This is a genomic window from Nonomuraea insulae (assembly GCF_042656245.1).
The window spans coordinates 1-26,190 of record NZ_JBHSPA010000008.1 but is presented as its reverse complement, the minus strand read 5'-3'; the positions used below and the strand labels follow the sequence as shown (position 1 = coordinate 26,190).

Here is a 26,190-nt window from a genome sequence, read left to right as displayed (position 1 = left end):
TCTCCTCGTCAGCGCATGCGCCTTCGTCAGTGAGTGCGCGGCCTCAGTCTCGGCTGGCAGAGCCGTGAATGGTGTCAGAGGAATCCCAAGGAATGCGCTGAATGTCAGATAAATCCCAAGAACTGTAGGGCTAACACGAGCGTCGATCCCGGTCGTACAATCCGGTATGCGGATCACCATCATCGAAGATGACGACCGCGTGGCGCGGGGGCTCGTGACCGTCCTGACACAGGCGGGCTTCGAGGTCCACCGCATCGCGACCGCCGCCGAGGCCGTGCGCGCCGCCCCGTCCGATGTGGTCCTCGTCGATCTCGGCCTGCCCGACGGCGACGGACTCGACGTGATCCGCAAGCTGCGCGACCGCCCGGAGACCGCCGTCATCGCCGTGACAGCACGCTCGGAGGAGCACGAACGGGTGCGCGGCCTACGCGCCGGCGCCGACGACTACATCGTGAAACCGTTCGGCATCCCGGAGTTGCTGGCCCGCATCGACGCCGTCCTGCGGCGCACCCGGGTGGCCCGTGCCCTGAGCCATCCGGACGAGCCGCTCGTCCTCGGCCCGATGCGGATCTGCGTCGGCACCCGCGAGGTCACCGTCGACGGCACCCCCGTGACGCTGACCCGCAAGGAGTTCGAGCTGCTCCTGCTGCTGGCCCGCCGGGCGCCGAACGTGGTGAGCCGCGACGTCATCCTCGACCAGATCTGGGGCGCGAGCTGGGAGTCCTCAAGCCGCACCCTCGACACCCACATCGCGGCGTTACGCCACAAGATCGGGCCGGCCGTCCTCATCGGGACGATCCACGGGGTCGGCTACCGGCTCCTGGGCGACCGGCCGGAGCTGATCGGTTGACACGCCATGCACCGTCGCCTGCTCGTCGTCCTGGTACCCCTCGCGGTGTTGCTCGTCGCGGCGCTCGGGGTGCCACTCAGCATCACCGTGGCCGAGCGGGAGATGCAGGAGACCTACGTCGACCGGCTCAACGACGTCGGCCGGTTCGCGTCGCTGGCCGAGACCGCCCTCTCGACCGGGCGGAATGAGGCTCTCCAGCAGGAGCTGACGCGCTATCACGAGCTGTACGGCATCCCGGTCGCGGTGATCGACACCTCCGGCACGGTCCTGCTCGGACCGACGGGCGCCTACCAGCAGGCGGCGCGAGCCGAGCCGGCGTTGCCCCGAATCGTGACCGCCGCGCTGGCCGGGACGAGGCCGGAGCCGTCCGGGAAATGGGCGCCGTGGGACGACTCCGCGCTCGTGGTCGCGGAGCCGGTGGGCCGCGACAGCGAGGTCGTCGGCGCCGTCGTGACGATCTCCGACCTGTCGACGACACGCCACCGCATCCTCGTGCGATGGGCCCAGCTCGCCGGGCTCGGGCTGCTGCCGTTGATCGCGCTGATCGCCGTCGCCTGGCCGGTGTCGGCGTGGGTGCTGCGGCCGGTGCGGAAACTGGACGCGGCCAGCTCGCGGATCTCCCAGGGCGACCTCACGATCCGGGCGGACGCCGAGGCCGGGCCGGTCGAGCTGCGGCGGCTGGCGGAGACGTTCAACACCATGATGGACGCGGTCGAGAACGCCGTGCACCGGCAGCGGGCCTTCGTGTCCGACGCCTCGCACCAGTTACGCAACCCGCTGACCAGCCTCCGGCTCGCCGTGGAGAGTCTGGAACCGCATCTGGTGGCGGCCGGCAACGGGCGGCAGGTGTACGACGTCGCCGTCGACGAGCTGAAGGCGATGCAGCGGATGTTGAACTCGTTGCAGGCCAGTGCGCGGATGGAGAGCATACGGACGGCGTCGCCGGTGGATCTCGATGCCGTGCTGGCTACCCGGGTGGATCGGTGGCGGGCGTTGACGGCGACGGCGGGGCAGACTCTGGCGGTGGATGTGCCGTCGGGGTTGCGGTTGCTGGAGCCTACCGGGGGGCTGGGGAGCATCTTGGACGAGCTGATCAGCAACGCGTTGCGGCTGTCGGATGCGCGGGTGGTGGAGGTGACTGCCCGAGTTGTCCCGGGTGGTGCGGGCTCCGGGCACGGCAGCGGGGTTGGCCCTGGACACGGCGGCGGCGGGGTCGGCGGTGCTTCCGTGGCCGGAGGTGTGGTCACGATCGTTGTCCGTGACGACGGGCAGGGGATCGACGCGTCCGAGCGGGCCCAGGCGCTCCGGCGCTTCTGGCGGTCGCCCCGGCACCAGAACGTGTCCGGGACCGGTCTGGGACTGGCGATCTGTGCCGACCTGGTCGGGGCGGCCGGGGGCGAGCTGCGGCTGGAGGAGGGCCTGCCTCGTCCGGACGGATCCGGGTACGGGTTCGCCGCGGTGGTCGCGTTGCCGGTCGTTCCGCGGGTCGCGTCGTCGTCCGACGCCCCGGCTCCTGTCTGAGGCCCCCGGCCCTTCTCACCAGCCCTTTGGGTCGGCGCTTTGGTCGGCCGGGTCGGCGCTTTGGTCGGCTGGGTCGGCGCTTTGGGTCGGCGCCTTGGGTCAGCGTTTGCGGTCACGGAACCATGAAGCCGCACCCTGATGCAGCGGAATCGATGCGGTGGAGATCCCGGTGCGCACGTTGATCTGCCACGCCTCGGGAACGGGTTCAGCGTCGTCGCGGCCGGCGGAGGTGATCGTACCGGTTTGCGTGAAGATCGTATCGGTAATGGCGTAGACCAGGTCAGCGGGCACGTCGTTGCGCACGAGAAGTACGTTCGGCACCGCGACCGTGCGGGTGGCCGGGACACCGGCGTAGGCAGCCGCGTGGATCACGGCCGGAGCGTAGGGACCGGGAAACGCCGTGAAGAGCGCATCCGCCTGCGATTCCAACGGGATCAGCCGTACCGGATGCCGCAGCGCCAACTCCATGATGGCCGGCGTCGGGACGCCGGTCAGGGAGAACATCGCATCGATCTCGCCATCGCGCAGCGCCGCCGCCGATTCGGCCTGACTGAGATACAGACCGTCGGCGTCCACCATGCCCAGCTCCAACACCCGCAGCGACGTGAACTCCGTACCCGAGTCGCGAGCACCGAGAGATATGCGCTTCCCCTTGAGATCCCGAAACTCATCGATCGCCGACCCAGCCATGACCACAAGATGCAGGTGACTGTCATAGAGCCGACATACCGCCGAAAGCCCCTCGGGCACACTGCCGTCGGTCGTGATCAGCGCATCCAGGCTCGTCAGCCCGAGATGCACCTCACCGGCCCGCAACATCCGGATGTTGTCGGTGGACGCCCCACTCGGCACGGTACTCACCGTGGCACCCGACACCTGCTCGGAAATGCGCTCGGCCAGCGAACCACCGATACGCCGATACACCGCCCCCGCCGGCCCGGTGGCCAGCCGCAGGTGAACCCTGTCGACTTCGGGCTCCCGGGAACAACCGACGACCAGCCCTCCGGCAGCCAGAAGCACCACCCGCCGACTGAGCCGTAACTCCGGGTCCAGCACCATGCCGCGATGATACGGACAGCGACCCTCAGCCGATGACACCTGCGACCCGCCTGTGGGGGTGCATCGAGATCACCGATCGCTTCCTGCGTCCACCACCGCATCACCAAGCAATAGGGCTTCGGCGAGGCCTGTACGGGCGTAGAGGACCGAGCGGCCTGCTCGGTGGGTGCTGGTCAGGCCGGCGGCCCTCAGTGCGGTGAGGTGTTGGGAGACGCCCGCCGCCGATAGGCCCGACCGGTGGGCGAGTTCGGTGGTCGAGGCGGGTGCGTCCAGTTCGGCCAGGAGCAGGGCCCGGGATCGGCCGATCACGGCGGCGAGGGATTCCATGTGCGCATGTGTCCGGCGCTGCCACAACGTGCCGATCCCGCGCGCCGGGTAGGCCAGCTGCGGTGGTTCCGACACGATGGACCGGGTCAGCACCCGCGGCCAGGCGAAGACCGACGGCACCAGGAGCAGCCCGGCTCCGGTCTCGATCCTGGTGATGGCGCAGTGCCGCTCTACCAGGTGGAGGCTGCCGTTGGCCCAGCGCACCGTGGGGTGCAACTCGTCGAGCGCCTGGGCCGTACCGTGCTCGGCCACCTGGCGGCCCCGGTGGAAGAGGTCCGCCTCCAGCAGCGAGCGGATTCTGGCCCAGTAAGGCGCTATCGCGAGCCGCCAGTAGTCCTCGATCTCCGTGACGATCCGAGGCAGGTAGACCCAAGGGGTCCGGTGAAGGTTCCGCAACCGGAGGGACAACCGGCCTTCGCGCTCGGCTGCCAGGTGGTCGAGGTCCCGGCGTACCTGCTCGGGATCGGTGGCTTCGACGGCGGCCAGCTCGTCGGAAAGGCCAGGGGACGCGGTCGGCGATGTCGGGTTGAGAAAGTCGGGGAGATGGCCGATGGGCGGAATCATGTCGGCCAGCCAACCGCGGTCGAGACCCGCTGCCGCGAGCCGAGGGCGTACCTGGGCGGCCCAGCCGCGGTGCGGGCCCGGCACCTCAGCGGCGGCCAGCGCTCTGAAGCTGGTGACGACCTCCCACATGGGCGAGATGGCGAACCGGGTCTCGGCCAGATCGTTCACCGAAAAGCTCAGCCGCGTCTTCATGCCGCCTCCACTGCTTCCACGATTCGGTCCGAGCTTAATCAGTGGACGCCCCGCTCCCCCGCCCAGCAGCATCCCAGGAGCGGGTGCCCGCGATTCAGGGGTGCCGAGAAGCAACACGACGAGAAGGCGGTCACGCACATGTCTGTCGGCATCACTCCCTCAGCCAATGCAGCGAGCGAGGTGAAGGCTCGGCTGTTCCGCGCCCTGAGCACGGAGTCCGTGCTGGTGCTGCCCAACGCCTGGGACGCCGCCAGTGCGGCTGTGATCGCCGCGGCCGGCGCCACGGCGATCGCGACGACCAGCGGTGGCGTCGCGTGGTCACTGGGCCGTGGGGACGGGCAGCAGCTCAGCCGGGGCGAGATGGTGGAGGTCACGCGGCGCATCGTGGACGCCGTCGACCTGCCGGTGACGGTCGACGTGGAGGGAGGGTACGGACCGGCCGCGGCGGATGTCGCCACGACCGTGCGGGCGGTGATCGAGGCCGGTGCGGTGGGCGTCAACCTGGAGGACTCCGCGGCCGTCGGTGGTCCTCTGTTCGACGTCGCCGAGCAGAGCGCCAGGCTGCGCGCCGCCAGGGAAGCCGCGGCGGAGGCGGCCCTGCCGGAACTGTTCGTCAATGCGCGCACCGATGTGTTCCTGTTCGCGATCGGTGCGCCCGATGGCCGGCTGGACGAGGTGCTGGCGCGCACGGAGGCATACGCCGAGGCGGGAGCCGACGGCATCTTCGTTCCCGGCCTGCTCAACCTGGACAAGCTGACCACCCTCTGCGCCGAGTCGCCGCTGCCGGTCAACGCGATGGCCATGGCCGGCGGGCCGAGTGTCACCGAGCTCGCGCAGGCCGGGGTGCGCAGGATCAGCGTCGGCACCGGGCTGGCGCAGGCCGCCTACACCGCGGCCCGCAGAGCCGCCGCGGAACTGCTCGGCACGGGAGGGCTCACGGCGCTGAACGGCTCACTGGACTTCAGCGAACTGAACGTCCTGTTCCGTCGTTGACGGATCGGCTCCGACGACCCGCGGCGATGCCGGCGTACCGGGTGGACGAGGCGTCATACCCCCTCTTGCGGCATTACGCGACACTGCATATCGTGCCGATGTATCAGGTCGATATATCGGGCCGACAGCTTGTCGTAGCCCGGCTGGGGCGGGAGATGCGATGCGGCGGATCGACTACGACACGGAGCAGTACCAGGACTACGCGCGTGGCCGTGCCCTTGACGAGCGGCAACTGCAGGTATGGATCAGTGCCTTCGAAGCGGTGCTGCCCGAGCGGCGTCCGCTGACGGGGCTGGACGTCGGCTCAGGGACCGGCAGGTTCACCCCCGCGCTGGCGCGAGCGTTCGGGCCGGCCACCGGCGTCGAGCCGTCGGTCCGCATGCGCGAAGTAGCGCAGGCGCAGCCCCCGCATCCCGATGTGCGGTATCTGGCAGGCTCCGCCGAGGACCTGCCCGTGCCGTCCGGCAGCGCCGACTACGCTCTCATGTTCCTGTCCTGGCACCACGTCCAGGACAAGCCGCGGGCGGCCCGGGAGCTGGCCAGAGTGCTCAAGCCCACCGGGCGGCTGCTGCTGCGCGCGAACTTCAGCGACCACCATCCCAGGCCGTGGTGGCTGGAGCACTTCCCCCGCGGCCTTGAGGCGGACGCCTCGCTGTTTCAGCCGCTGCACGAGGTCATCGAGATGTTCACCTCCACCGGCTGGCGCGTCGCCGGCTTCGGCACGGTCACCGAGCCGTCCACCGGCACCTGCGCTGACATGCTCGAACGGCTACGCCTGCGTACTCTTTCGTTCTTCGCTCAACTCAGTCCCGACGAGCTGGAGACCGGCTTCCGCCGTCTGGAGCAGGCTGTCGCCGCGGATCCCGACGCACCGGCGCCTGTGTTCTCTGAGGCGCTGCTCACGCTCGAACGGGATCCGCTGCGAGGATAAGGCGGCATCCCCTGGCTTGAAGGGGTACGTCCGCGCTGATTGTCACCATCATCCTCCGCCAGGGCTGGACCGGCCGCCGGGAGGAATACCGATCGCGGGCAGGATCGCCTGGTCGACGATCGCCGCGAGGTCCTCGTCGCCGGGCACGCCGCCGTCGATCAGGCGCTTGGTGACGAGGGCCTCGCCGATGTCGGCCACGACCGGGGTGAGCAGCTCGGCCGGGAAGTGGCCCCGGTCGGCGTAGTGCTGCAGCACGGTGCGGGTGAACGTACCGCCCCGGCTGGCGAAGACCCGCTCGAACAGGGCCTCGGACATCAGCGCGGCGCTCTTCGGGTCGGTGAGGATGGCCGCGACGGCGCGACCCGCCGGACTGAGGGCCCAGTCCACCATGAGGCGCAGGGCGCGGACGAGGTCACCGCGCAGGTCGTCGGCCCCCGGCGTCGGCTCCTCGACCGGGTGCTGGTGGTAGAGCGCGTCGAGGAGCACCTCGACCGGGTCCGACCAGCGGCGATACAAGGTCGTACGGGGCGTGGCCGCGCGCCGGGCGATGCCGTCCATGGTCAGCCGCCCCGCACCGACCTCCACCACCTCTTCCAGCACGGCGTCGTGGAGGGCCTTGACCAGCTCTTCACCGCGCCGGCGCATCCGATCGCCCATACCCACCCCTTGCTTAGCTACATGGATGTATCTTACTCTGAGCATTAGCTACAGTCGTGTATCTAATTCGAGGGGACAACCATGTCCATCGCCCCACCGGCTCCCGTTCACGGAGCTACTCCCATCATCCAGCGCGCGCTCGCACCCGATCTCGCGCGCGGGCTGATGCTGCTGCTCATCGCGGTGGCACACGCACACATGTACCTGTCAGGCCACGAGACGGGCTTCCGCGGCTACGCGCTCAACGGCGTCGCCTTAGACCGGCTGGTCGCCGGAACGCAGATCCTGCTGGTGGACGGGCGCGCGCTGCCCATGTTCGCCGCTCTGTTCGGGTACGGCCTGGTGCAGCTCGCCAACCGGCAGCTCGCCACGGGCATGAGCTGGCCGCAGGTCCGCAAGGTGCTGCGCCGGCGGAGCCTGTGGCTGCTGGCGTTCGGGTTCTGCCACGCGCTGCTGCTGTTCTTCGGTGACATCCTCGGGGCGTACGGGCTGGTCGGGCTCATGCTCGTCGGGTTCATCCGGCGCGAGGACAAGGTCGTGCTCCGGGCCGCCGTCGTAGGGCTGGTGCTGCACGTCGTGATCCTGTTCGGCTTCGGGCTGCTCACCATCTCCGCGCCCAAGGGCGACACACCCGCCGCCATGGCGGACCCGATCGAGGCGACCGTGATGCGACTCATCGGATGGTCCGGGATGACGCCCACGTACTTCGCCGCCAGCGTGATCCCGGCCTTCCTGTTCGGGATCTGGGCGGCCCGGCGCCGCGTGCTGGAAGACCCCGTCTCGCACCGGGACCTGCTCTCCCGGGTCGCCGTCCTGGGCACCGGACTGGCCGTGGTCGGCGGAGTGCCGCTGATGTTGATCGACACCCGGATCTGGACGCCGTCGGACATGGTGGCCGTGTCGTCGTACGCGCTGCACAGCGTGACGGGCATCGCCGGCGGGCTCGCGTACGCGGCGATCATCGGACTCGCCGCCGGCCGGATGCGGCGCGGCCATCCCGGCCCGGTCGTCAGGGCCCTGGCCGCGTGCGGTCAATGGTCGCTGACCTGCTACCTCCTCCAGTCAATGATCTTCGTGGCGGTGTTCGCGCCGTACACCGGAGGGCTCGGCTCGCGCGTCGGCGACGCGGCGGCGTCCGGCATCGCCGTGGTGACCTGGCTGGCCACCACGGTGCTCGCCGCGCTGCTGGCCCCCGCCGGGCGAAGAGGACCGGCCGAGGCCGCCCTGCGACGCCTCACCTACGCCCGCCGCTGACCAGGCGGAGCCCGCCGGTCCAGCCGTCCACGGTGCAGGGTGGAATGAAAATTTCACCCCATCATGGCGGCATTACGGCTCCGCAGGTCTGATCCCCGGCCTGGTGGCACGCCTCGCCTACTATCGCGCGAGTTGCCATGGCACAAGTTAACGCCGGGCCGAATCAGTGACTCTGAATCGTCTCTCTGGACGACTGAAAGCCCCGACAATAGTCTCCGTGCGCGCTCCGCCGACATCATGAAAGAGATGAGGTTGGAAGTGACACGTTCCAAAGCACGTCGTGCGGCCAACTCTGTCGCCATCGCCATCGCAACACTCGCGGCAATCCTGGTGCCCGTCACTCCCGCGCACGCCACCTACGGTCCAGACCAGGCCGTGTCCATCACGGTGACCTCGAACGCCGGACCGTCGATCATGCTCGCCCAGCTCACCGGCACGCTGGCGTTCGACGACGGGAACACGAAGTTCAGGTACGCGCTCCGGCTGTGCTGGGGAAGCGGCTCTTACCCCAAGCCGAACTTCTACGTCTCCGTCAATGGCAGCACCGTCTTCTATCCGGGCCAGACGGGCACGGCGACCGCTCCCCCCGGGTGCCAGTTGTCCCTGTTCCTCTACGACGGTGAATACACGCACTCCACTACCCTCACGAACGTCACCTTGTACGTGACGGGCGGCTGGTTCTATCCCGGCAACACTTACAACAGCCGCACCAAATCCGTGACCTACGACAACCCCTACAACTGAGCCGTCGGAAAGCCGCGATGGGACAGGCCCGCCGCCTGGTCTTCGACGCGCGATGAAGGCCAGGCGCCGGGCCGATCGGTAGCTTGCTGGAGTGAACCTTGTGCAGCGTGCCGTTGGTGCGGTCGTCGGCTCGGCGGTGGGCGACGCGCTGGGCGCTCCATTCGAGTTCGGCCCGGCGGGAGCGTTCTCCTCCCGCTTCCCGGCATCGGGTGCCGGCGGTGAGATGAGCGGTGGCGGCGGCTGGGACGCGGGCGAAGCCACCGACGATACGCAGATGGCCGTTCATGTAGCCGAGTCGCTGCTGGAGCATGGCGGCCTGAACCTGCCGGACATCTTCGCGCGCTTCCAGCGGTGGGCGGCCGATGATCCCAAGGACATCGGACTACAGACCGAAGACGTACTGACCCGCGGACTGCCCTGGGACCAGGCCGCCGCCGCCCACTACCGAAGCAGCCACCGAGCCGCGGGCAACGGCGCGCTGATGCGGGCCACTCCGTCGGCGGTGTACTTCGCCCGCGACGGCCGGCAGGCCACCATGGACGCCGCTCGGCACATCTCCGCCCTCACCCACGGCGACCCGGCGGCGTGGGAAGGCACCGCGATCTTTCACGACCTGATACGCGTCGCCCTGGACGGCGGGGACCCCTTGGACGAGCTCTCGCAGACCCTCACTGCCGTCCGGCCCGACCATCGTCAGCGCTACGCCGTCGTCCTCGCAACCGGCTGGCATCCCAACCACGCCACCGAGTTCAACGGCGCCGTCTGGCCCTGTCTCGGCTCAGCCGTCTGGGCCCTGCGCACCACCCGTACCTATGAGGATGCCATCCGAGCCGCGATCGACCTGGGCGGAGACACCGACACCGTCGCCGCGGTCACCGGCGGCCTGGCCGGAGCCATCTACGGGCCGACAACAATTCCGGACGACTGGACCGAGCCCTTGCACGTTCCGCTACCCGGAAGCGGCGGCCGGACCCTGCGCCTGTGTCATCTGCTCGATCTTGCTCGTGACCTCGCCGATCGTCCGAGTACAGACTGACGCCGGGAGCCACCTCAAGGTCCCTGGATTGTCGCTTCGAGCACGAGAGCCCGGCTCTTGATCTCCCATGCGTCCCGGACATAAGGCGATCGCCGATCCCGGAGACGGGGTGCATGCGGCCCGCGAGTGCGGGTAATGACCACCAACCGGGCGAAGGATGGGTGTGGCATGGGGTTGTGGACGAGGTTGCGGGGACGATGGGGACGTTCCGGGCGGCGGCTGCGGGCCACGGCCCACCAGCGCTTCGGATACCACGACCTGCGACCAGGCCAGCAGGAGGCGATGACGCACTTACTCAACGGCCGCGACGTGCTGCTCGTCATGCCGACCGGCGGCGGCAAGTCGGCGGTCTACCAGGTTCCCGCCCTGCTGCTCGACGGCCCCGCGATCGTCGTCTCGCCGCTGATCGCGCTCCAGCGCGACCAGGTGACCGGCCTGCTGGAGGCCGACGCGGGCGGCGCCGTGGCGGTGAACTCGACCACTTCCGTGGCGGCCGGGCTGGAGAAGGTGACGGCGGGGGACGCGACGTTCGTGTTCCTGTCGCCGGAACAGCTCGCCAAGCCCGACGTCGTCGAACGGCTCGCGCAGGCCCGGCCGTCACTGATCGCGATCGACGAGGCCCACTGCGTCTCGTCCTGGGGACACGATTTCCGCCCCGACTACCTGCGGCTCGGGAAGGTCATCGAGCGTCTGGGACATCCACCGGTGGTCGCGATGACCGCCACCGCCGCCCCGAACGTCCGCGAGGAGATCGTGGACGTGCTCGGCCTGATCGAGCCGGCGCAGATCGTCAGGGGATTCGACCGGCCGAACATCTCGCTGGAGGTCAGGCGCTTCGTCCGCGCTGAAGACAAGAGCCGGGCGCTCGCCGAGTACGCCGCCTCCAGCGAGGGCCTCGGCCTGGTGTACGTCGCCACCCGCAAGGAGACCGAGGAGTACGCGGCGGAGCTGACCGGCAGGGGGCGCCGGGCCGAGCCGTACCACGGGGGCATGCGGGCCACCGAACGCAGCCGCGTACACGATCTGTTCAGCCGGGGCGAGGTGGACACCGTGGTCGCGACGTCGGCGTTCGGGATGGGCATCGACCGGCCGAACGTGCGTTACGTGCTGCACGCCGAGCCGCCGGAGTCGCCCGACGCGTACTACCAGGAGATCGGCCGGGCGGGCCGGGACGGCGCGCCCGCCGCGGCGGTGCTGTTCTACCGGCAGGAGGACCTGGGCCTGCGCCGCTTCTTCACCGGCGGCCGAGCCGACGGAGAGCTGCTGCTGCGCGTGGCGACGCTGGTGCGCCGGCATGCCGGCACGGTGCCCGCCGGCGAACTGGCCGCGCTGCTCGAGGTGAGCACGTCGTACCTCACCAGACTCGTCAACCTGCTGGAACGAGCGGGCGCGCTGTCCGTGACCACCACCGGCGACCTCAGGTATGCCTCGACCGGCCTGACACCCGAGCGGGCCGCCGCCCGGGCCGTCGAACAGGACGAGGCGCGCCGCCGTGTCGACGACTCACGCATCGACATGATGCGCGCCTACGCGGAGACGAGGGGCTGCCGCCGCCGCTTCCTCCTCGAATACTTCGGCGAGCCGTACGCACCCGGCAGGTGCGACGCCTGCGACATCTGCTCCAGCGATGACGCGCCGGAACCGATGCCCGCACGGGGCGGAGAGGGATTCCCCGTGCAGGCGAAGGTGACGCACAAGATGTGGGGGCCGGGCACGGTCATGAGCCGCGAGCCCGACCGGATCACCGTGCTGTTCGACTCGGTCGGCTACAAGACCCTGTCACTGGCCGCGGTGGGCGACGTGCTCGTTCACGACCTCGCCCCCGCGTCCGGTCGCTCGCAACTACACCAGGATTGACGCGCGCCTTCGTTGTGGACGGCCGTGATCGCCTCAGGACGCGAACCACGCCCCCGCGCTGCCAGAGGCGGAGTGAAGGCCTGCAGGGGTCTAGGCTCTGGCGCGACTGGACAGACCTCTTCCTTTCCTCACCTCCGGAGCTAGGTTCTCGATGCATCTACATCCAGGCGAAACCGAGGCCGTTGGGTGGCGGGTGGTGACCGTGCTCGACGCCGTCCGGCAGCTGCGCGACGCGTCACCCGACGTCACCGGACGTCCGCGGGTGATCGCGATCGACGGCCGGGGCGGCGCCGGCAAGACGACCCTGGCCGAGCGGCTACGCAAGGTGGTGCCCAACTCCGCCATCGTGCACACCGACGACATCGCCTGGAACCACGCCTACTTCGACTGGGGCGCCGTGCTCGTCGAGAACATCCTGCAACCCCTGCACCGGGGTGGGGCGGTGGGCTTCCGCCCTGATGCCTGGATCACCCACGACCGGCCCGGATCGATCACCATTCCCGCCGGTGCCGACTTCATCTGGGTCGAGGGCACCGGCATCATCCGCGAAGAGCTTGCCCCGTGGTTGGACGCCTCGGTGTGGATGCAGGGTGACCTCGATGAGCAGGAGCGCTTGCTGGTCGTCCGCGACGGTGACTCCCCCGAGCAGCTGGAGCACGTGGCGAACTGGCTGCTGGAGGAACTGCCGTTCTTGTTGCGAGAACGGCCGTGGGCCCGAGCCACCATGATCGTCGCTGGCCCGCCGCAGCTGGACCACGACCCGGACACCGAGCTGGTCGTCGCCCCGCCGACCAGCCCTTAGGTCGGCCGACCCCAGCCACAGAACGGTTCGAGATCGCAGGGGTGGAGTGGATCACGATAGACCTCTCGAACGGCATTGTGATCTGATCTTCCAAGGCTGCCTCAGGTGGCCTGCACATAGATTCACGGGAGAGGGAGCCGATGGTTTCGGCGTCATTGGGACCGGCGTACCACCGGTTATGGCTGGCGACGGTGCTGTCCAATCTGGGTGATGGAATTCGGATGGCTGCCTTGCCCTTGTTGGCGGCCGCCATCACCTCCGATCCGGTTGCGGTGGCTGGTGTCGCCATCGCCGGGCAGAGCCCGTGGTTGTTGTTCGGGCTGGTCGCTGGGGCGATCGTCGATCGGTTTGACCAGCGTCGCCTTGCTGCGGCCGTCGATGTGGTCCGGGTATCGATGCTGGCCGTCCTGGTCGTTTCGATTTCTCTGGATGTTGCCGGGATCGCGCTGCTTTACCTGGTGGCGTTCGTCTGTGGTGTTGGCGAGACGCTGCGCGACACCGCGACGGCCACGCTCCTTCCGCCTCTGGTGAAAGACGCCGATCTCGATCGGGCCAACGGTGGGTTGGTCAACGCAGAGGTTGCGGGGAACGAATTAGCAGGGCCGCCGATCGGTGGATATCTGTTCGGCGTAGCGCTGGTGCTCCCGTTCGCGATCAATGGCGGGGCCCTGGCTTTGGCGGCCGCTCTGATCTTCAGTCTGCCCAACGTGTTCGCCCCGAAAGCCGGTTCGTACAGCAGCAAGGGGCAGATCTGGAATGACACGCGCGCCGGTCTGCGGTGGCTGATCAAACATCCTCGCCTGCGGATGATCGTGGGCTTGGGTGCCGTGTTCGCGGCGATGGACAGTGCCTGGTTCGCCGTGCTCGTGCTCTACGTGCCTCAGGTCCTCGGTCTGCCGGCTTGGGGCTACGGCGTGTTGCTGGGCATCGGCGCCGTTGGGGGGCTCGCCGGAGGGTTCTTCGCGACACGGGTCACGCGAATGATCGGACCCGCGGGAGCTCTGGCCGGGTGCCTCGGTTGTGCCGCGATTGGGCAACTGATGATCGGCCTTACCGCTTCCGCCGTCGTGGTGGCCGCGGGTCTGGTCATCACAAGTGCAGCGTTCGGCGTGTGGGCCGTCGTGGCTCGTACTACCCGTCAGCGGCTTACTCCAGCTGAGATGCTCGGTCGAGTGAGCAGCGCGGCGATGACCGCGGTGATGAGCGCGTCTCCGCTGGGAGCCCTCCTCGGTGGCCTGCTTGCGGCTGAGTGGGGGTTGAGAGCGCCGATCCTCGTTGGGGTTCCGGTCTTGACGGTGGCGGCTGTCGTTTGTTTCCTCGCGATGCGCGAGCGCGGTTGAGTCGCGTGAGCGCCGACCTCCCGGCCGGTCATCCCGTCGCCGTCCTCTCCCTCGTCGGGGAAGCGGCCGGCCTCCAGGCCGCAGCACGCACGCCGTACGGACCAGAAAACGGTCGTCAGCCGTCGGCGACCCCGACATCCAGCACCCGAGCCGTACAGAACGGCGCCACCCGCCGCGCCGCCTCCGCCTCCCGCATGAACCGCCGGTGCGTCTCCGCATCCTCGACCTGCGTGCAGCACCTTCACCGCCGCCTTCGCCCCGGCGGCGTCCTGCCCCAAATACACCGACCCTTGCCCGCCTCTGCCAAGCAAACCGCTCAGCCGGTAGGCGTTGATCTGACCCGGCTCTGCGGACGCGAGAGCCTTAGTGAGCCTCCCATTCCTCTATCACTGCCGCCGGCGAGGTGCCGTAATGGGCGGGATCACGCCTGGGAGCAGGCGCAGGAGCGCTGTGCCGGGCTGCCGATGGTGTCTTCGACGCGGCCATGTTCGACATGCACTGGAAAGGGAACTATGAGCAGCCTTCTTCGCTCACTCACAGACGAGGTGCGACCCGAATACAGCCTCTTCGTCGTCGCCGGCGTTGTCGGCGGCCAATTGGTGGGCTCGGCGGTCGAAGGGGAGATGGGACCACCGGACGGCAGGATCGCAGCAGGGCACGACGGGCTCATCATCCAGACGGCACGCTTCGACGCCGACCTGCATGCGGTCCACAGCCGGTTTGAGCGGTGGGACGGCCCGCCACCCACGGATGACTGGGAAGAGCTGTGGACTGGCCGGCTTTCACTGAAATCCGAACTGATCGGTGTCGAAGCCTGGGCGGCCGACTATCCGCACGATGTGGAGTTCGACCTGGGGCAAGGCGGTACCACCTGGTCCACACGGGTAGCCACCAAGATCCTCCGGACCGAACAGGAGCCCGGCTTTCCCCACGCAATCGCCCGGATCGAGCTGTACAAGATCCAGTTTTGGGCCTGAAGGCTGTTCTCAGCCTGTTTCCGCGGCGGTCTGTTGAAGGCTCATGGCGGTTGTCTTCGTCGGAGACAGGCCGGTGTGTTCTGCCGCGAAGGCCAGGATGTCCGCGGCCAGGGCGCGTTCTTTGCTCGCGGGGAAGGCGGCGTGGGCAGTGTCGGGTTCCCGGCGCATGAGGATCGGCCGGTCACTGCTGGTGGCGTGTTGCAGGGCCGCGCACATTTTGGTGACGTGGGCCTCTCCGGTCTGCAGGTCGGTCACCGCGCCGGTGAGGAGGAATGCGGGATAGGGGACTCCGGGGGTGATGGCGTGGTACGGGGAATAGGTGAGTAGCCATTGGAGCTGTTCGGGTTCGGAGGCGGCACCGAATTCGTCGGTCCATGTGCATCCCAGGCCGAAATGCTCGTAGCGCACCATGTCACACAGCGGCCCTTCGGCGACGACCGCGGCGTACAGGTCCGGTCGCTGTACCGCGGCGGCGGTGACCAGTAGCCCGCCGGCGGATTGGCCGAATATCGCCAGTTGGTCGCACGTGGTTCGGCCGGTGGTGATGAGCCAGTTCGCGGCGTCGTTGAAGTCGCTGATGGCGCGGTATTTGTGTGGTCCGCGGCCGGCGTCGTGCCAGCGTTGGCCTTCTTCGCCACCTCCGCGGACACAGGCGACCGCGTAGGTGCCGCCGGCGCCGACCCATGCGGCCGCCATGGGGAAGAACCATGGGCGCATCGGCATGCCGAAGCTGCCGTAGCCGTAGAGCAGGGTGGGGCGGGGCCCCTGATGTTCTTCAGCCGGGGTGAACAGCAACAGCGTGATCTCGGTACCGTCGCCGGCGTGATAGCGGACGCTGCGGCTACGGATTCGTGGACTGTGCCCGGCTGTCGAAGCGCCGGCTCGTTGTTCCAGCTCCCCGCTGGTGGCGTCGTAGCGATAGATGGTGGGAGGTGTGGTCGCGTCGCAGTAGCTGAACCATGCGTGACGTCCGTGTGGAGCGTTGGTACGCAGGGATGACACCACGCCGGCGCCGGGAAGGGGCAAAGTGGTGAGGCTGGCGCCGCTGGCCAGGTCGTGGAGGGTCAGGGTGGAGGCGCCATGGCGGGTGCGTGCCACCAGCAGCCGGGGCCGCGGAAGTGCCGGGTCGTCCAGGACCACACACTCGTCCAAGGGGGCCTGGGGATCTTCGGCTACCAGGGTTCGCCACGCGGCCGGGCCGGTGTCGTACCGGTGCGCCGTGCAGATGCGGCCACACGGGGCCTGGTGATCGGTGACCAGCAGCAGATCGTTGTCCGCCAGGAAGCGTGGCAGGACACGGGCCTGTGTGGTGCGCCCGTTCACGATCTTGACGAAGTGCGGGGCTCGCGGATCGAGGAGCTCGCCCAGGTACACATCGTTGTGCGAGGCGGGCCCGGCCGTCGCGGTGATCGCCAGATAGCGACCGTCGACGCTGACCGTGAGCCCGTAATAGTGGTCTGGGGCATCTTCTCCGCCGAACACCACCGTGTCGTCCTGCCAGGGCGAACCGATCCGATGCAACCGCACCCGCCGCTGCAGACGCTTGTCGCCGGGGGCCAGCTCCTCATCAGGAACGCGGCTGACGTAATAGAACGCCTCCCCTCCCGGCAGCCAGGCAAGCGAGGTGTTACGGGCGCGTGGCAACGGCCCGTCCACTTCCTCGCCGGTACGCACGTCCAGCACCATGATGTCGCTGCCCGGCTGCTCGGCAACCTCCATCTGAACGGCCACCCGCTCGCCCTCGCGCGACGGCCACCAGGCGTACAGCCCGGTGTGACCGGAAGGATCGATCTCGCCCGGATCCACCAGCACCCGCCTGCCGCCCTCGGCGTCGACGACCAGCAGGCGGCGTTGCTCATCCCCACGCAGTTGCTCGGCGAGGAACATGACGGAACCACGCACCATCGGAGGCTCCGACACACCGAAGGAAGAGACCTGATCCACCAAGGACGCCCACCACGATCGGCTCTCAGACCATCCGGCGCGATACGCGCCGAAGAGACGATCCTGGGCCGCGGCCCAGTCCCGCACGCGCGCATCATCGGCGTCTTCGAGCCATCGGTAGGGATCGGGAACCAAAAGTCCGAATAGATCATCGACCGTATCGCTGCGCCGAGCGGCAGGGTAGAACAATCGCGCCACAAACTCCTCCGGAGCAATTCCCAGACTGCGGTGGATCGAGGTACTGCGGCCTTTACGCACCGCAGTACCTCGGCTTACTGGGTTACGACTCGCCGCGGAGAATGTCCGCCTGCCAGCCGCGTACGCCGCCGACGCGGGCACCCGGAGTGGTTTCGCGATACGGCAGGAATCCGTTCATGTCAGCCTCCCGGATTCGTCGGAATCACCCGAAATGGGCGATTATGGCGACAATCATCCCCGGGGGCGCGATCCATAAACACAGCCTCGCCCTCGACACGTGCGCGCCAATCCCCAGAATCCCCGGCACGCGCTGGGCCACTTAACCGGCCGACCATATCGGCCATCCACCATAAAGTTTCATGCAAAAGCGGAATGCCAATCGAAGATTGGTCCACACAAAAGTAATACGCAGGTCACCGAGAGGGATCCCAGGGCCCATGGAGCCCACCCATGGTGAGACCGAGAGCAATCAACAGGTCGCCGACGGCTCCACGGACCCCGCGCCGCATGCTGAAGCTGCCCGCTCTCGCGCCTGCCGGTGGAGAACCAGGAGAAGGCGCTGACCGCGGTGGTGATCGACCAAGTGCATCGGGTACTGCTGCACGTCGGTGTTGCTGTACCAGACTGCTGTACGGCAACCAGGCTCGGGCCGTCCAAGGATTTCCAGGGTCAGCGTCAGCAGCGGAGTCAGCTTGACCAGCATCGCAAGCTGGTAGCCAGTGGTCACCATGCCGAAGGAAGATCTGGTGAGCGTTGCAGGTCGCTGCGGGTCAACACAGGGCAGCCAAGCATCTCGGTCAGTACGGTCCGTTGCCTGCCGGTCAGGTCGTTGACGAACACAACAGCCGAGGCCTGGGTCTCCGTACGGGCCTCTGCGATCTCGCGTACCTTGCCCGTGCTCATCAGCGTTCGCGCTGAGTAGGCCCGATCCATGTTCGCCGTCCCTCCTGGAGCATGGCCCTTCTTGCCGCCCGAGACGCCTCGGCGTTGCACGAACCGCCTGACGGCCCGCCCACCCAACGCGGTGACCTCCACAGCGAGATCATCCATGAGGTCGGCATGATCCTTCCGCTTGGCGGAGAACAGACCGGCGATCAACACATCGGCCTCTGCCACCAGCTTCGTCACGTGGAGTGCCGGCTCAACGCTGGATCGCCGACGCTCGTTCCTCTGCTGATGACGCCGACCACTCATGCACCTCAGCGTAAGGACATCTCACGGAGTCGACGACGACGCTTTTCCTTCGCGCCACGACGGCCCCGGGCTCTTCGGGCTGATGAGCGTCCGGACGTGCTACCTAGTAGCACCAAATGGCACCTCTATAGACTTGAGATGTGAGCACTCCCGAGCCTGACCACCCCCATAAGATCTCTCAACGCGACCTGCGTAATCGGTCAGCGGAGATCATGGATGGCCTGGAGCGGGGGGAGCGGTACGCCGTTACCCGCAATGGCCATCACATCGGTGATCTGGTCCCTCTCCGCGGGCGGCGCCGGGCCGTATCGCGCGCGGAGTTCGCCGCCGTGTCGCGTGGAATGCCGCAACTGGACGACCGTAAATATCGCAACGACATGGACCGCCACATCAATGACCATCTCTACGACCCTTACGATCGCGCATACGGCAGACGTGAATTCGCGGAGGACGAGGGACGAACCAGTGGCCCCGGGCGAACGCGTCCGCAGTAGGCCGGTGCATGAAGGGGAAAACGCTCAAGAAGCGGCAGCGAACAACCGTCGCCAGGCAACCCCTCACTACCAGCTTGCCGGGCGTGTTAATGATCAAGAAAGCCGTTCGGTCGAAGCGCGTGGTCACCCAGACAGTCACATGCATCCACCCTGCGTCTTCGCACGAGCCAATACCCTTTCTGCCTCGTGATTCGGGTACGGATCGCCAACCGTTTACAGCGGGCCGACGTTCTTGACTGCATCAGGCCCCTGACTTCCGGGTACGGCTCTCGCTTTCCCCTACTGGGAAGATCATCCCGCGTATATCCCGCGATGCAGAGCCAGCCACGATCACCCCGGGGCCTGCGGATCAGCCACGTTCCCCGGTGAACCAGGGTGAGGAACGAACCCTGGATCGTCAATCGCCCCCAAGCCGGTATGGCGGCCAGCCATGCAGTGGCGATCGTGAGGGATGCATCTGTGGGGCGCCGCGACAACCCCGGCCCGAGCGTTCGGTCAGTTCGGCGCGGCAAGCGCGCGGCACCGCGACATCACAGATCAAGAGCCCTCAGGTCACCATCATTGGCTACCGTCGAAATATGACCCTCTACTGCTATGTCTGCCTGGCGCAGAAGCAAGCCAGCGAGGCCTACACGATCATGCGAGGGTACGCATTCTGCCTCGATCACGCCCAGCAGATCATGGTCGACAAGAGGACGGGGCATCCCGGTCTCGACGGCTCGGCGTTCCGCAGGGATCTCGAAAAGCTCATAGAACTCGGTCGATCTGGCAGCGGCGGCGAGCGGTGATTGTTATGCCGTTGGTCGGCATGCAGATCGACAGCATCGGCTTGGCTCCGCGCGGCGGTGCGGCGCTTGGTCGGTGGGTTTGAGGTGTACGGCGGGGCCGCCGTACGGCAATGCCCCGCGCGACGCTCGCGCGAGAACGGCCCCAGGCCGCACGCACAGCGCGGGGCGTACGGCGGTGCGCCGCGCCGCCGCTTGATACCTAAAAGAGCAACTCGGCAGACCTGCAAGTGGACCCGTGCCGCGCTCAATCGAGCAGGTCCGGACGGCGGCCAGTGAGGGCTCTACGGGCAGTTACGAAGCGCTCGTGGAACTCTTCGGCAAGCGCTTCGCGTCGGTAGCGCTGCCGTAGCACGCGCTCGAGATCTCCAGCACGGTTCACGAGGTCGGTGAGGGACCGTCGATCAATGCGCTCCACTTTCACGATCTCCGGCACACTGGCAACCCCCTGGGCCTGGCGGCCCAGTCAAGAGCGAGCCTCGCCGATCTCAAGGCGCGCATGGGGCACGACAGCGACCGGGCCGCTCTCATCTACCAGCACGCCACCCGAGACGCGGATCAGAAGATCGCCGACGCGCTCTCGGCCCGCGTCAAAGCCGAGAGGAAGAAGGCGAAGAAGACGCCCAAGAAGGGAGATGACGACGGCAGCGCGGGCGTGCTCATCCCCGCGAGCTAATGGCACGAACACCCCGTCACATGATCAGTGGCGGGGTGTTTTCGCTGGTGGAGCCTAGGAGATTCGAACTCCTGACTTCCTGCTTGCAAACGGGAGACAGACACAACGTCGGATGGCCTTCCTCCTGGTCAAGCGGCAGGTGGGGGTTGGTGGCGCGTGCCGACGTGTGTCGGCGTTGCTGTATCAGGCTGCTGTACAGCGCCGCCGCCACCGCAAGGTGACCAGCCAGCTCATACGGTGGCAAGGGAACCCGTACCGCAGGGCCGCCAGGCCCGAGGAACGGAAGCCCCGCGGCAGGCTGATCTTCCGCTTTACTGGTGCAGCAATCACCCGCGCCTCATTCAGAATCAATTCGACTTCAATCACCAACGTCGAATTTCCCGAATGGGTCCATCCCCCACAGCCGCAGGCCTCTTCCATCAATCTCCAGGCCCTGCGATCTAAGAATAGCCGCCAGCAATGCCTCCGACGCGGGCCAATTTATCTGGGCAAAGAAAGATTTGTAGCTGAATTTAGTTTCCAACCTTCTCGTAAATGACTCAACCCAAGAGTAATAAGGCCAGCGACCTGCTGGAATTATGAGTGGCTTCTTAATTGTGACAGAAACCTGGAAGTCGACACGCCACCGCCCCGTATCCTTGAACTCCCTCCCCATGACGTGAGCTACGAAAAAGGGTAAAAGTAGGGATTTGCCCCATTCATTTTGGTCAAGATCTCCAGGCGCAACGCGGGACTGTCTATAACCAGCGCCCCATTGGCCGACCTGCACATTTCGCTTCCTTTGGGAAGGGTAAGAGTGAACTGTGCATAGTGAAATGCGGACCCAAACTCCGATCCTTCGTCCGAGCCGACAGGGCGATACATGGCAGAGCGATCCTCAATGTCCCTGGAGATAATTTCCAGTACGCGATTACTCAGCAAAACACTAGGAAGTTGATCGCGGTTCAATTGGGCCAACAATTCCCGGCTGAAATTGCCTCTATTGAAATGACGATCCAGATGGAAGCTCAACTCTCGCAAAATCACATACTCAGCCGCCTCTCGGGCCAGACGAAAGCTAGCAGTATCGGACACATTTCCATGAAGTGTACTGCTGCCCCGACTTCTTCCTAATGGGTCAGATATCCACTGTCGCCTGAGTGCCGCATTCTCTCCGAGCACCGCATTCAGAATCATGGAGAATTCCTCTGAAAACCGATAGCCAGGCAAAGCCAAGAGCTTATGGGAGCTGTCCCAGTCCGAAGCAAAAGCCGCCTCTATATTAAGCTCATAGCTGCGCTCTCGAGTCTGAGCAAGAACGTAGTAGGCAAAACAGGCCGCCATAACTGAGATTCCAATGAACAGACTATAACGTGCTCCCCAAAGATCAAAGAGAACCGAACTTATCAGATTGACGGCCAGCGATAATGCAATAACAAGTGCGATCAATTCCAAGATCCGCTAGCGCGCTAACTTGAGCCGATCAATTACGGTACTAGCAGTATCATCGATCATCATATCTCGCCAAACTGAAGTTGATGGACACGCCTCATTCTTGCATCCCCTTAGTTGCATCCCACAGCTGATGGGCGACGCAATATACTTGAGCGATCTTGTTTGAAGGCGATGTGTGAATCGCCTCGGTTTCGGTGGAGACTTTGATGTGCCCCGAGTTCGGCGGAGCTGACTTGGTTGGCTGTCATGCCAGCAGGGTCCTGGGGTGAAGTATCTCGCACTCGATCGGGATGAGCATCCCCAATGAGCTATGTCGTCGCTGTGGGTTGTGGAAGATCCCCAGATACCGAAGATCGCGTTCGCTAGTTCCAGGCAGGTGTTCCAGCGTCGGCGGTTGAGTAGTTGGGTCTGCATCCGACCCCAGAACGACTCCATCAGGGCGTTATCGAAGCAGTCGCCGACGTTGCCCACCGAGGGCAACAGTCCGGAGGCCTTGCTCGTTTGGTGAAGGCTCAAGAAGCGTATTGCTTGGGTTCAAGGGGTCGCAAAACTGCCGCTCAGCAGCAAGTTTAGATGATCGCGGAAAATTTCGGCCGGCGTCTTCCATCCGAGGGTCTTTCGTGACTTGGTGTTGAGTGTGGAGGCAACAGCCTCCAACTCCTCGGATCCCACCGCGACAGGTCAGTGCCCACGGGAAAGTACTGGCTCAGCAGGCCGTTGGTGCCACGCTGCCACGGGCTATGAGGGTCGGCGCCGTGGGCACCTGCGCGGCCGGATGGCGCCGTCGGTTGCCGGGCAATCCCTCCAGGGCGGCGCGCTGCATGAGCATGGCCACCGCCCCGTGTCCGACGGTGGCGCCGTGGCTCAGAGTGAGCTCGGCATAGACGGAGGTCACCGTAGACGCTGCGCGTGTCGAGGTGCACCTGGCGGATGAGGTCTGTCAGCTAGGCGTGCCGGACGGCGCGGATAGAGGGGAGACAGCCGCGCCAGGCGTAGCAGCCCGACTCCGACATCCGCAGCACCTGGCAGCAGGCCTGCACCGGCAGCCCTCCGCTTACCATCACCGGATGGCTTACTTGAGGAGTTGGCGGGCCATGACCATGCGGCGGAACTGGTTGGTGCCCTCGTAGAGTTGGGTGATCTCCGGTGCGCTACACAGCCACCAGCGGAAATCTGTCGATCATGAGCATGAGCTGGGGCTACTGTTGCGACTGACTCTCGTCGTTTCTCGCTGTTCTCGGCCACCCCACGGAACAGGGACGGAACAGCGCAGAAAGTTGCTCATGGCGATCCCAAAGTAGGGTCCACGGCTCATCACCGTCGATGGCACCGTATGCCGCTGGCCCGTCCGTCGTAAGCCTACGTCCTGTCAGGGGAACAGCTGGAGCCTGATGACGTACGCGGTGAGACTGGCTGGCGCTCCGGTTCGCACATCTGTCATTGGGGTCGGCAGTCGACAGGTGTGCTGCTGGGTAGTCGGAAGTACCACCGACGGCATCGACTTCCGTGCAATCCGTATGTAGACGACGCCAACTTATCGGCCTATGCGTTAAATCCGAAATAGTAGGGCGATCCCTTGCGGTAGTCGATGGCTTCAAGAAACACAGCTTCGGCATCTTGCAGCACAGACAAGCGCGGCTCATGATCCTCATCTGGACTAGCCGCAGTGAAAATCAGGTCAGTCCACTTGCCCAGCCGCTTAGACCAGACACTTAGGTGGTCGGGAACCCAGAGAACCCAGATCGTATCGAGCCCGTCGTAACTTCTCATGACTGGCAGGAACGGGCCGATCACCTGATGCTCATACGTCTCCAGGGCGAAGTGATCGAATGGATGGATGACGAGGAAGGCATTTTGGGAGGAGGCTTCGTCCGTCTTCGTCGCTAGGCCATCGCATGCTCGCCTCAGAAGCACGTCTGCCTCGGCCAGGATGTCCGCAGCGGCTTTGACCTCAACAGAAATGCTGAGCCCCGCAGGATTCCCACCGCGCGCATTGATTCTGTCAATCGTGCTCTCCATCGTGCGATAGCCGCTGCCTAGCGACTTGATCTCGAATGCGGCCCGATCCATGCCTTCCGGAAACAGTTCGCGAAAGCCATCCTGCTCTAGGTCGGCAAGACTATAGAGCAGGTCAACACCGCCGTCGACATCCATCTCGATCGGCATCCTGTACATGAATGAAGAGATCAGGATCGCGGCAAGGTGCTCACCCGATCGCACCTTGAGGTGGCTCACCTTGTTTGGATCCAAGGCGGCGAGCTGCCTGCTTGCCCATCCGACGGTGCGGTGCCAAATGGCGATCACCGGACTGCCATGCATATCCTCGCCTACGTCCACGCGCATACCTCAAGGATCTATGGCGTGATCATGCGTGCGCAACCTGCTTTCCGGATGCTCTCCAGGGATCAGGATCCGGCCCCTCCTGCCTTCAATCGCAAACCAACGAGAGGAAGGAAGGATCTAAGATTCGGGCCACGGCCCTTCAGAGGGAGAGCATTGTGCCAGACGTCACCGCAGAGAGTGGAATGGTTACCGAGGATGTGCATCCGTACAGCGACCGCAACGCGGCGCCTTGTGCGGCTGGTCAGGCATGTGATGGTGCGCGGAGCGGTCGCGAGTGTGCGTTGCCGCATTCCGTGCTGGAAGCAGGTTGGAGATCTCGCAGGCCCTCCGAATGCTGGGCCTGACAAAAGAGTTGGCCTGCACGCTAGAGATCTCAGACGATCTTGCTATCGCACCGCGCTGCGTCGCGGCGAAATCTAGGCCCTTCCCATGGCGATCTCGGAGCGGGCCCGGAAGATCATCTGGGTGGAGTCGGGCGGGCGTTGCGCGATCTGTCGACGCCAGGTCCTGACTCCAGGTAGCGAGACAGACGATCCATCGATCTTCGGCGAAGAGTGCCACATCGTCGCTCGCGGGGCTTCCGGGCCGAGAGCCGGCGGCTTGGGCGAGGAGCTCGTAGACCACCACTCAAACCTCCTGCTGTTGTGCAGCGAGCACCACAAGCAGATCGACGACCAGGTCGCGATGTTCACCGTTGAACGCCTGCACGAGATCAAAAAGTCGCACCGCGAGTGGATCGCGCGCCTGGGCAATCCTGATGGCGGTCCCGTTCGCCTTGTCCCAGATCCCAGCTTTCCGCGACCGCGTCTCCTGACGCCGATCACCACGGGGAACGCTCTCTGGGAGATGCTCCGCAGGGCTACAGCCTTCGAGTACGCCCACGCCGACCACCAGCCCGAAGCCGCAGAAGACTTGACAATCGAGTTCCTCGACATGATCAAGGATTACCTCGACATCGCGAGCGAACTCGACAGCATCAGGGAGCAGCGAGATGCGGCGAAGTTCCTCGGGAGCTACATCAGCCGCCTCGCCGAAAACGGCTACCTGGTCGGTGCATGGGTACGCCACATGTTGCTGACAGGCGGACCAACTCAAGCCGAGCCCTCGCCATGGGAAATCCTTCGGGTCGAAGTGATCCCCGCAGCCGACGCCGAGGTCGTCGATAGTGCGGGAAAGCCCGTCACGATCCCCGATCCACCGAGCAGCCCTCAGGCGAGTTGAGCGCTCTTGGACACCTCCCCACGGGTCGTCGCTATGGACGGAACTGCTGTACGGAGGTCAAAAAGGCCCTCCCGGATCACCCGAGAGTGCCTTTCACCTGGGAGCCGCCTTCGGGATTCGAACCCGAGACCCCTTCATTACGAGTGAAACATGATCGTCCAGAATAGTCCAGGTGAAGCGGTGATGCCTGCTCACGGCCGCCTCATGATTGGGCCCCGTCCACCCGCGTCCGTGACCGTTCAGGACCGTTGTTGCACCTCCGTTAGCAAGAGCGAACCTCAGCCCTCATGCTCAGTGGCAAGCCGACCCGGAGCGCAGGGCCGCCAGGCCCGAGCACCGGAAGCGGCGCGGCAGCTTGACCTTCCGCTTTCCCAGACGCACCATGACCAAGGCCCTGCGGGCACTGATTACTAAGGGCCTGCAGAGAAATAACTCGTAGCATTCCAGATTCGCCGTCGATGGTCTGGTATGAGCGTATCGGCCGAGACCGTGGAGATGCTGGCGGCGAAGCTTGAGGCGATCTTGCCGCATCTGGATGAGCGGCAACGCCGGCTGCTGCTCGGTGCTGAGGCTCGCGCGTTGGGACACGGCGGGATCCGGGCGGTGGCCCAGGCCGCGGACGTGCGTGAGGCGACGGTGTCGCGGGGCGTCGATGAGTTGGACGCAGGGGCTGAGCCGCTGGGACGCACGCGCCGCCCGGGCGGAGGCCGAAAACCGCTGGTCGAGACCGATCCAGAGTTACGTGCGGCATTGCTGGCCCTGGTCGAGCCGGACGAGCGCGGGGATCCGACCTCGCC

The 26,190-nt window shown here is 66.1% G+C and carries 26 protein-coding genes, 1 tRNA gene and 2 pseudogenes; 17 read left to right on the top strand and 12 right to left on the bottom strand.

Annotated features, from left to right (window positions below; translation table 11 throughout):
• Window positions 1-166 precede the first annotated feature (166 nt).
• Window positions 167-850, top strand: coding sequence for a response regulator transcription factor (locus ACFPZ3_RS05515; protein WP_379512841.1), 684 nt, complete (start codon window positions 167-169; stop codon window positions 848-850).
• Window positions 851-856: 6 nt separating this feature from the next.
• Window positions 857-2,371, top strand: a complete 1,515-nt coding sequence (locus ACFPZ3_RS05510) for a sensor histidine kinase (RefSeq protein WP_379512840.1) — start codon at window positions 857-859, stop codon at window positions 2,369-2,371.
• A 99-nt stretch (window positions 2,372-2,470) separates the two neighbouring features.
• On the opposite strand, the gene ACFPZ3_RS05505 is transcribed toward ACFPZ3_RS05510, so the two are convergent.
• Window positions 2,471-3,430, bottom strand: coding sequence for a TAXI family TRAP transporter solute-binding subunit (locus tag ACFPZ3_RS05505; protein ID WP_379512839.1), 960 nt, complete (start codon window positions 3,428-3,430; stop codon window positions 2,471-2,473).
• Window positions 3,431-3,499: 69 nt separating this feature from the next.
• Window positions 3,500-4,513 carry an ArsR/SmtB family transcription factor gene (locus tag ACFPZ3_RS05500; protein WP_379512838.1) on the bottom strand — a complete coding sequence of 338 codons (1,014 nt, stop codon included), beginning with the start codon at window positions 4,511-4,513 and terminating at the stop codon, window positions 3,500-3,502.
• A 180-nt stretch (window positions 4,514-4,693) separates the two neighbouring features.
• Here ACFPZ3_RS05500 and ACFPZ3_RS05495 point away from each other — a divergent pair, with 180 nt between their 5' ends.
• Window positions 4,694-5,506 carry an isocitrate lyase/PEP mutase family protein gene (locus ACFPZ3_RS05495; protein WP_379512837.1) on the top strand — a complete coding sequence of 271 codons (813 nt, stop codon included), beginning with the start codon at window positions 4,694-4,696 and terminating at the stop codon, window positions 5,504-5,506.
• 160 nt (window positions 5,507-5,666) lie between these two features.
• Window positions 5,667-6,437 (top strand): class I SAM-dependent methyltransferase, encoded by a 771-nt coding sequence (locus ACFPZ3_RS05490; protein ID WP_379512836.1) that lies wholly within the window; start codon window positions 5,667-5,669, stop codon window positions 6,435-6,437.
• A 48-nt stretch (window positions 6,438-6,485) separates the two neighbouring features.
• Here the strand turns inward: ACFPZ3_RS05490 and ACFPZ3_RS05485 are convergent, their stop codons facing one another.
• A complete protein-coding gene (locus ACFPZ3_RS05485; RefSeq protein WP_379512835.1) occupies window positions 6,486-7,094 on the bottom strand; it encodes a TetR/AcrR family transcriptional regulator in 609 nt (202 codons plus the stop codon).
• A gap of 81 nt (window positions 7,095-7,175) precedes the next feature.
• Here ACFPZ3_RS05485 and ACFPZ3_RS05480 point away from each other — a divergent pair, with 81 nt between their 5' ends.
• From ACFPZ3_RS05480 to ACFPZ3_RS05450, 7 genes are all read left to right on the top strand, one after another.
• Window positions 7,176-8,348 (top strand): DUF418 domain-containing protein, encoded by a 1,173-nt coding sequence (locus ACFPZ3_RS05480; RefSeq protein WP_379512834.1) that lies wholly within the window; start codon window positions 7,176-7,178, stop codon window positions 8,346-8,348.
• 258 nt (window positions 8,349-8,606) lie between these two features.
• Window positions 8,607-9,092 (top strand): hypothetical protein, encoded by a 486-nt coding sequence (locus ACFPZ3_RS05475; protein ID WP_379512833.1) that lies wholly within the window; start codon window positions 8,607-8,609, stop codon window positions 9,090-9,092.
• 91 nt (window positions 9,093-9,183) lie between these two features.
• The gene (locus ACFPZ3_RS05470; RefSeq protein ID WP_379512832.1) at window positions 9,184-10,128 is read left to right on the top strand and encodes an ADP-ribosylglycohydrolase family protein; all 945 of its coding nucleotides are present in this window, start codon (window positions 9,184-9,186) and stop codon (window positions 10,126-10,128) included.
• Window positions 10,129-10,296: 168 nt separating this feature from the next.
• A complete protein-coding gene (locus tag ACFPZ3_RS05465; RefSeq protein ID WP_379512831.1) occupies window positions 10,297-11,985 on the top strand; it encodes a RecQ family ATP-dependent DNA helicase in 1,689 nt (562 codons plus the stop codon).
• Between the two features lie 196 nt (window positions 11,986-12,181).
• Entirely contained in the window at window positions 12,182-12,787 is a 606-nt protein-coding gene (locus ACFPZ3_RS05460) for a uridine kinase family protein (RefSeq protein WP_379512830.1), read from the top strand.
• A 140-nt stretch (window positions 12,788-12,927) separates the two neighbouring features.
• Complete coding sequence (locus tag ACFPZ3_RS05455; RefSeq protein ID WP_379512829.1) at window positions 12,928-14,127, top strand: MFS transporter; 1,200 nt, start codon at window positions 12,928-12,930, stop codon at window positions 14,125-14,127.
• A 512-nt stretch (window positions 14,128-14,639) separates the two neighbouring features.
• Window positions 14,640-15,104: a hypothetical protein gene (locus ACFPZ3_RS05450; RefSeq protein WP_379512828.1), complete on the top strand. Its 465-nt coding sequence runs from the start codon at window positions 14,640-14,642 to the stop codon at window positions 15,102-15,104.
• Window positions 15,105-15,113: 9 nt separating this feature from the next.
• Here ACFPZ3_RS05450 and ACFPZ3_RS05445 read toward each other — a convergent pair whose 3' ends face one another.
• The 3 genes from ACFPZ3_RS05445 to ACFPZ3_RS05435 all read right to left on the bottom strand — a co-directional run bounded on the left by ACFPZ3_RS05445 (window position 15,114) and on the right by ACFPZ3_RS05435 (window position 18,374).
• A complete protein-coding gene (locus ACFPZ3_RS05445; protein ID WP_379512827.1) occupies window positions 15,114-17,306 on the bottom strand; it encodes a prolyl oligopeptidase family serine peptidase in 2,193 nt (730 codons plus the stop codon).
• 409 nt (window positions 17,307-17,715) lie between these two features.
• Entirely contained in the window at window positions 17,716-17,949 is a 234-nt protein-coding gene (locus ACFPZ3_RS05440; RefSeq protein WP_379512826.1) for a hypothetical protein, read from the bottom strand.
• A 20-nt stretch (window positions 17,950-17,969) separates the two neighbouring features.
• The gene (locus ACFPZ3_RS05435) at window positions 17,970-18,374 is read right to left on the bottom strand and encodes an HflX-like GTP-binding protein (protein WP_379512825.1); all 405 of its coding nucleotides are present in this window, start codon (window positions 18,372-18,374) and stop codon (window positions 17,970-17,972) included.
• A gap of 206 nt (window positions 18,375-18,580) precedes the next feature.
• On the opposite strand from ACFPZ3_RS05435, the gene ACFPZ3_RS05430 reads away from it, so the two are divergent.
• Both ACFPZ3_RS05430 and ACFPZ3_RS05425 read left to right on the top strand, forming a co-directional pair.
• Window positions 18,581-18,934, top strand: a complete 354-nt coding sequence (locus ACFPZ3_RS05430) for a type II toxin-antitoxin system Phd/YefM family antitoxin (RefSeq protein ID WP_379512824.1) — start codon at window positions 18,581-18,583, stop codon at window positions 18,932-18,934.
• 578 nt (window positions 18,935-19,512) lie between these two features.
• Window positions 19,513-19,722, top strand: coding sequence for a hypothetical protein (locus tag ACFPZ3_RS05425; protein WP_379512823.1), 210 nt, complete (start codon window positions 19,513-19,515; stop codon window positions 19,720-19,722).
• A 244-nt stretch (window positions 19,723-19,966) separates the two neighbouring features.
• Here the strand turns inward: ACFPZ3_RS05425 and ACFPZ3_RS05420 are convergent, their stop codons facing one another.
• Window positions 19,967-20,155: a hypothetical protein gene (locus ACFPZ3_RS05420; RefSeq protein ID WP_379512822.1), complete on the bottom strand. Its 189-nt coding sequence runs from the start codon at window positions 20,153-20,155 to the stop codon at window positions 19,967-19,969.
• 63 nt (window positions 20,156-20,218) lie between these two features.
• Between ACFPZ3_RS05420 and ACFPZ3_RS05415 the strand changes: the two genes are divergently transcribed.
• Entirely contained in the window at window positions 20,219-20,395 is a 177-nt protein-coding gene (locus ACFPZ3_RS05415; RefSeq protein ID WP_379512821.1) for a hypothetical protein, read from the top strand.
• 112 nt (window positions 20,396-20,507) lie between these two features.
• Window positions 20,508-20,933, top strand: a complete 426-nt coding sequence (locus tag ACFPZ3_RS05410) for a hypothetical protein (protein WP_379512820.1) — start codon at window positions 20,508-20,510, stop codon at window positions 20,931-20,933.
• A gap of 125 nt (window positions 20,934-21,058) precedes the next feature.
• On the opposite strand, the gene ACFPZ3_RS05405 is transcribed toward ACFPZ3_RS05410, so the two are convergent.
• From ACFPZ3_RS05405 to ACFPZ3_RS05390, 4 genes and pseudogenes are all read right to left on the bottom strand, one after another.
• Complete coding sequence (locus ACFPZ3_RS05405) at window positions 21,059-21,829, bottom strand: hypothetical protein (protein WP_379512819.1); 771 nt, start codon at window positions 21,827-21,829, stop codon at window positions 21,059-21,061.
• A gap of 534 nt (window positions 21,830-22,363) precedes the next feature.
• Window positions 22,364-22,578, bottom strand: a pseudogene (locus tag ACFPZ3_RS05400) (transposase); the annotation flags it as partial.
• Window positions 22,536-22,724 carry a hypothetical protein gene (locus ACFPZ3_RS05395; RefSeq protein ID WP_379512946.1) on the bottom strand — a complete coding sequence of 63 codons (189 nt, stop codon included), beginning with the start codon at window positions 22,722-22,724 and terminating at the stop codon, window positions 22,536-22,538. The gene ACFPZ3_RS05395 and the pseudogene ACFPZ3_RS05400, both read right to left, overlap by 43 nt.
• A 647-nt stretch (window positions 22,725-23,371) precedes the next feature.
• Window positions 23,372-24,172, bottom strand: coding sequence for a hypothetical protein (locus ACFPZ3_RS05390; protein ID WP_379512818.1), 801 nt, complete (start codon window positions 24,170-24,172; stop codon window positions 23,372-23,374).
• A 429-nt stretch (window positions 24,173-24,601) separates the two neighbouring features.
• Between ACFPZ3_RS05390 and ACFPZ3_RS05385 the strand changes: the two genes are divergently transcribed.
• A complete protein-coding gene (locus ACFPZ3_RS05385) occupies window positions 24,602-25,393 on the top strand; it encodes an HNH endonuclease (RefSeq protein ID WP_379512817.1) in 792 nt (263 codons plus the stop codon).
• A 102-nt stretch (window positions 25,394-25,495) separates the two neighbouring features.
• On the opposite strand, the gene ACFPZ3_RS05380 is transcribed toward ACFPZ3_RS05385, so the two are convergent.
• Window positions 25,496-25,594, bottom strand: a tRNA-Ser gene (locus tag ACFPZ3_RS05380).
• 267 nt (window positions 25,595-25,861) lie between these two features.
• Here ACFPZ3_RS05380 and ACFPZ3_RS05375 point away from each other — a divergent pair.
• Window positions 25,862-26,190, top strand: a pseudogene (locus ACFPZ3_RS05375) (ISAzo13 family transposase); the annotation flags it as partial.

Excerpts from the sequence above, each read along its gene's own strand:
- ACFPZ3_RS05500 (WP_379512838.1), bottom strand. The coding sequence starts at position 4,513 with ATGAAGACGCGGCTGAGCTTTTCGGTGAACGATCTGGCCGAGACCCGG.
- ACFPZ3_RS05455 (WP_379512829.1), top strand. The coding sequence starts at position 12,928 with ATGGTTTCGGCGTCATTGGGACCGGCGTACCACCGGTTATGGCTGGCG.
- ACFPZ3_RS05515 (WP_379512841.1), top strand. The coding sequence starts at position 167 with ATGCGGATCACCATCATCGAAGATGACGACCGCGTGGCGCGGGGGCTC.
- ACFPZ3_RS05490 (WP_379512836.1), top strand. The coding sequence starts at position 5,667 with ATGCGGCGGATCGACTACGACACGGAGCAGTACCAGGACTACGCGCGT.
- ACFPZ3_RS05385 (WP_379512817.1), top strand. The coding sequence starts at position 24,602 with ATGGCGATCTCGGAGCGGGCCCGGAAGATCATCTGGGTGGAGTCGGGC.
- ACFPZ3_RS05425 (WP_379512823.1), top strand. The coding sequence starts at position 19,513 with ATGACCCTCTACTGCTATGTCTGCCTGGCGCAGAAGCAAGCCAGCGAG.
- ACFPZ3_RS05440 (WP_379512826.1), bottom strand. The coding sequence starts at position 17,949 with ATGCTGGTCAAGCTGACTCCGCTGCTGACGCTGACCCTGGAAATCCTT.
- ACFPZ3_RS05390 (WP_379512818.1), bottom strand. The coding sequence starts at position 24,172 with ATGCGCGTGGACGTAGGCGAGGATATGCATGGCAGTCCGGTGATCGCC.
- ACFPZ3_RS05415 (WP_379512821.1), top strand. The coding sequence starts at position 20,219 with ATGGGGCACGACAGCGACCGGGCCGCTCTCATCTACCAGCACGCCACC.
- ACFPZ3_RS05485 (WP_379512835.1), bottom strand. The coding sequence starts at position 7,094 with ATGGGCGATCGGATGCGCCGGCGCGGTGAAGAGCTGGTCAAGGCCCTC.
- ACFPZ3_RS05480 (WP_379512834.1), top strand. The coding sequence starts at position 7,176 with ATGTCCATCGCCCCACCGGCTCCCGTTCACGGAGCTACTCCCATCATC.
- ACFPZ3_RS05410 (WP_379512820.1), top strand. The coding sequence starts at position 20,508 with ATGGCCTTCCTCCTGGTCAAGCGGCAGGTGGGGGTTGGTGGCGCGTGC.
- ACFPZ3_RS05505 (WP_379512839.1), bottom strand. The coding sequence starts at position 3,430 with ATGGTGCTGGACCCGGAGTTACGGCTCAGTCGGCGGGTGGTGCTTCTG.
- ACFPZ3_RS05465 (WP_379512831.1), top strand. The coding sequence starts at position 10,297 with ATGGGGTTGTGGACGAGGTTGCGGGGACGATGGGGACGTTCCGGGCGG.
- ACFPZ3_RS05510 (WP_379512840.1), top strand. The coding sequence starts at position 857 with ATGCACCGTCGCCTGCTCGTCGTCCTGGTACCCCTCGCGGTGTTGCTC.
- ACFPZ3_RS05450 (WP_379512828.1), top strand. The coding sequence starts at position 14,640 with ATGAGCAGCCTTCTTCGCTCACTCACAGACGAGGTGCGACCCGAATAC.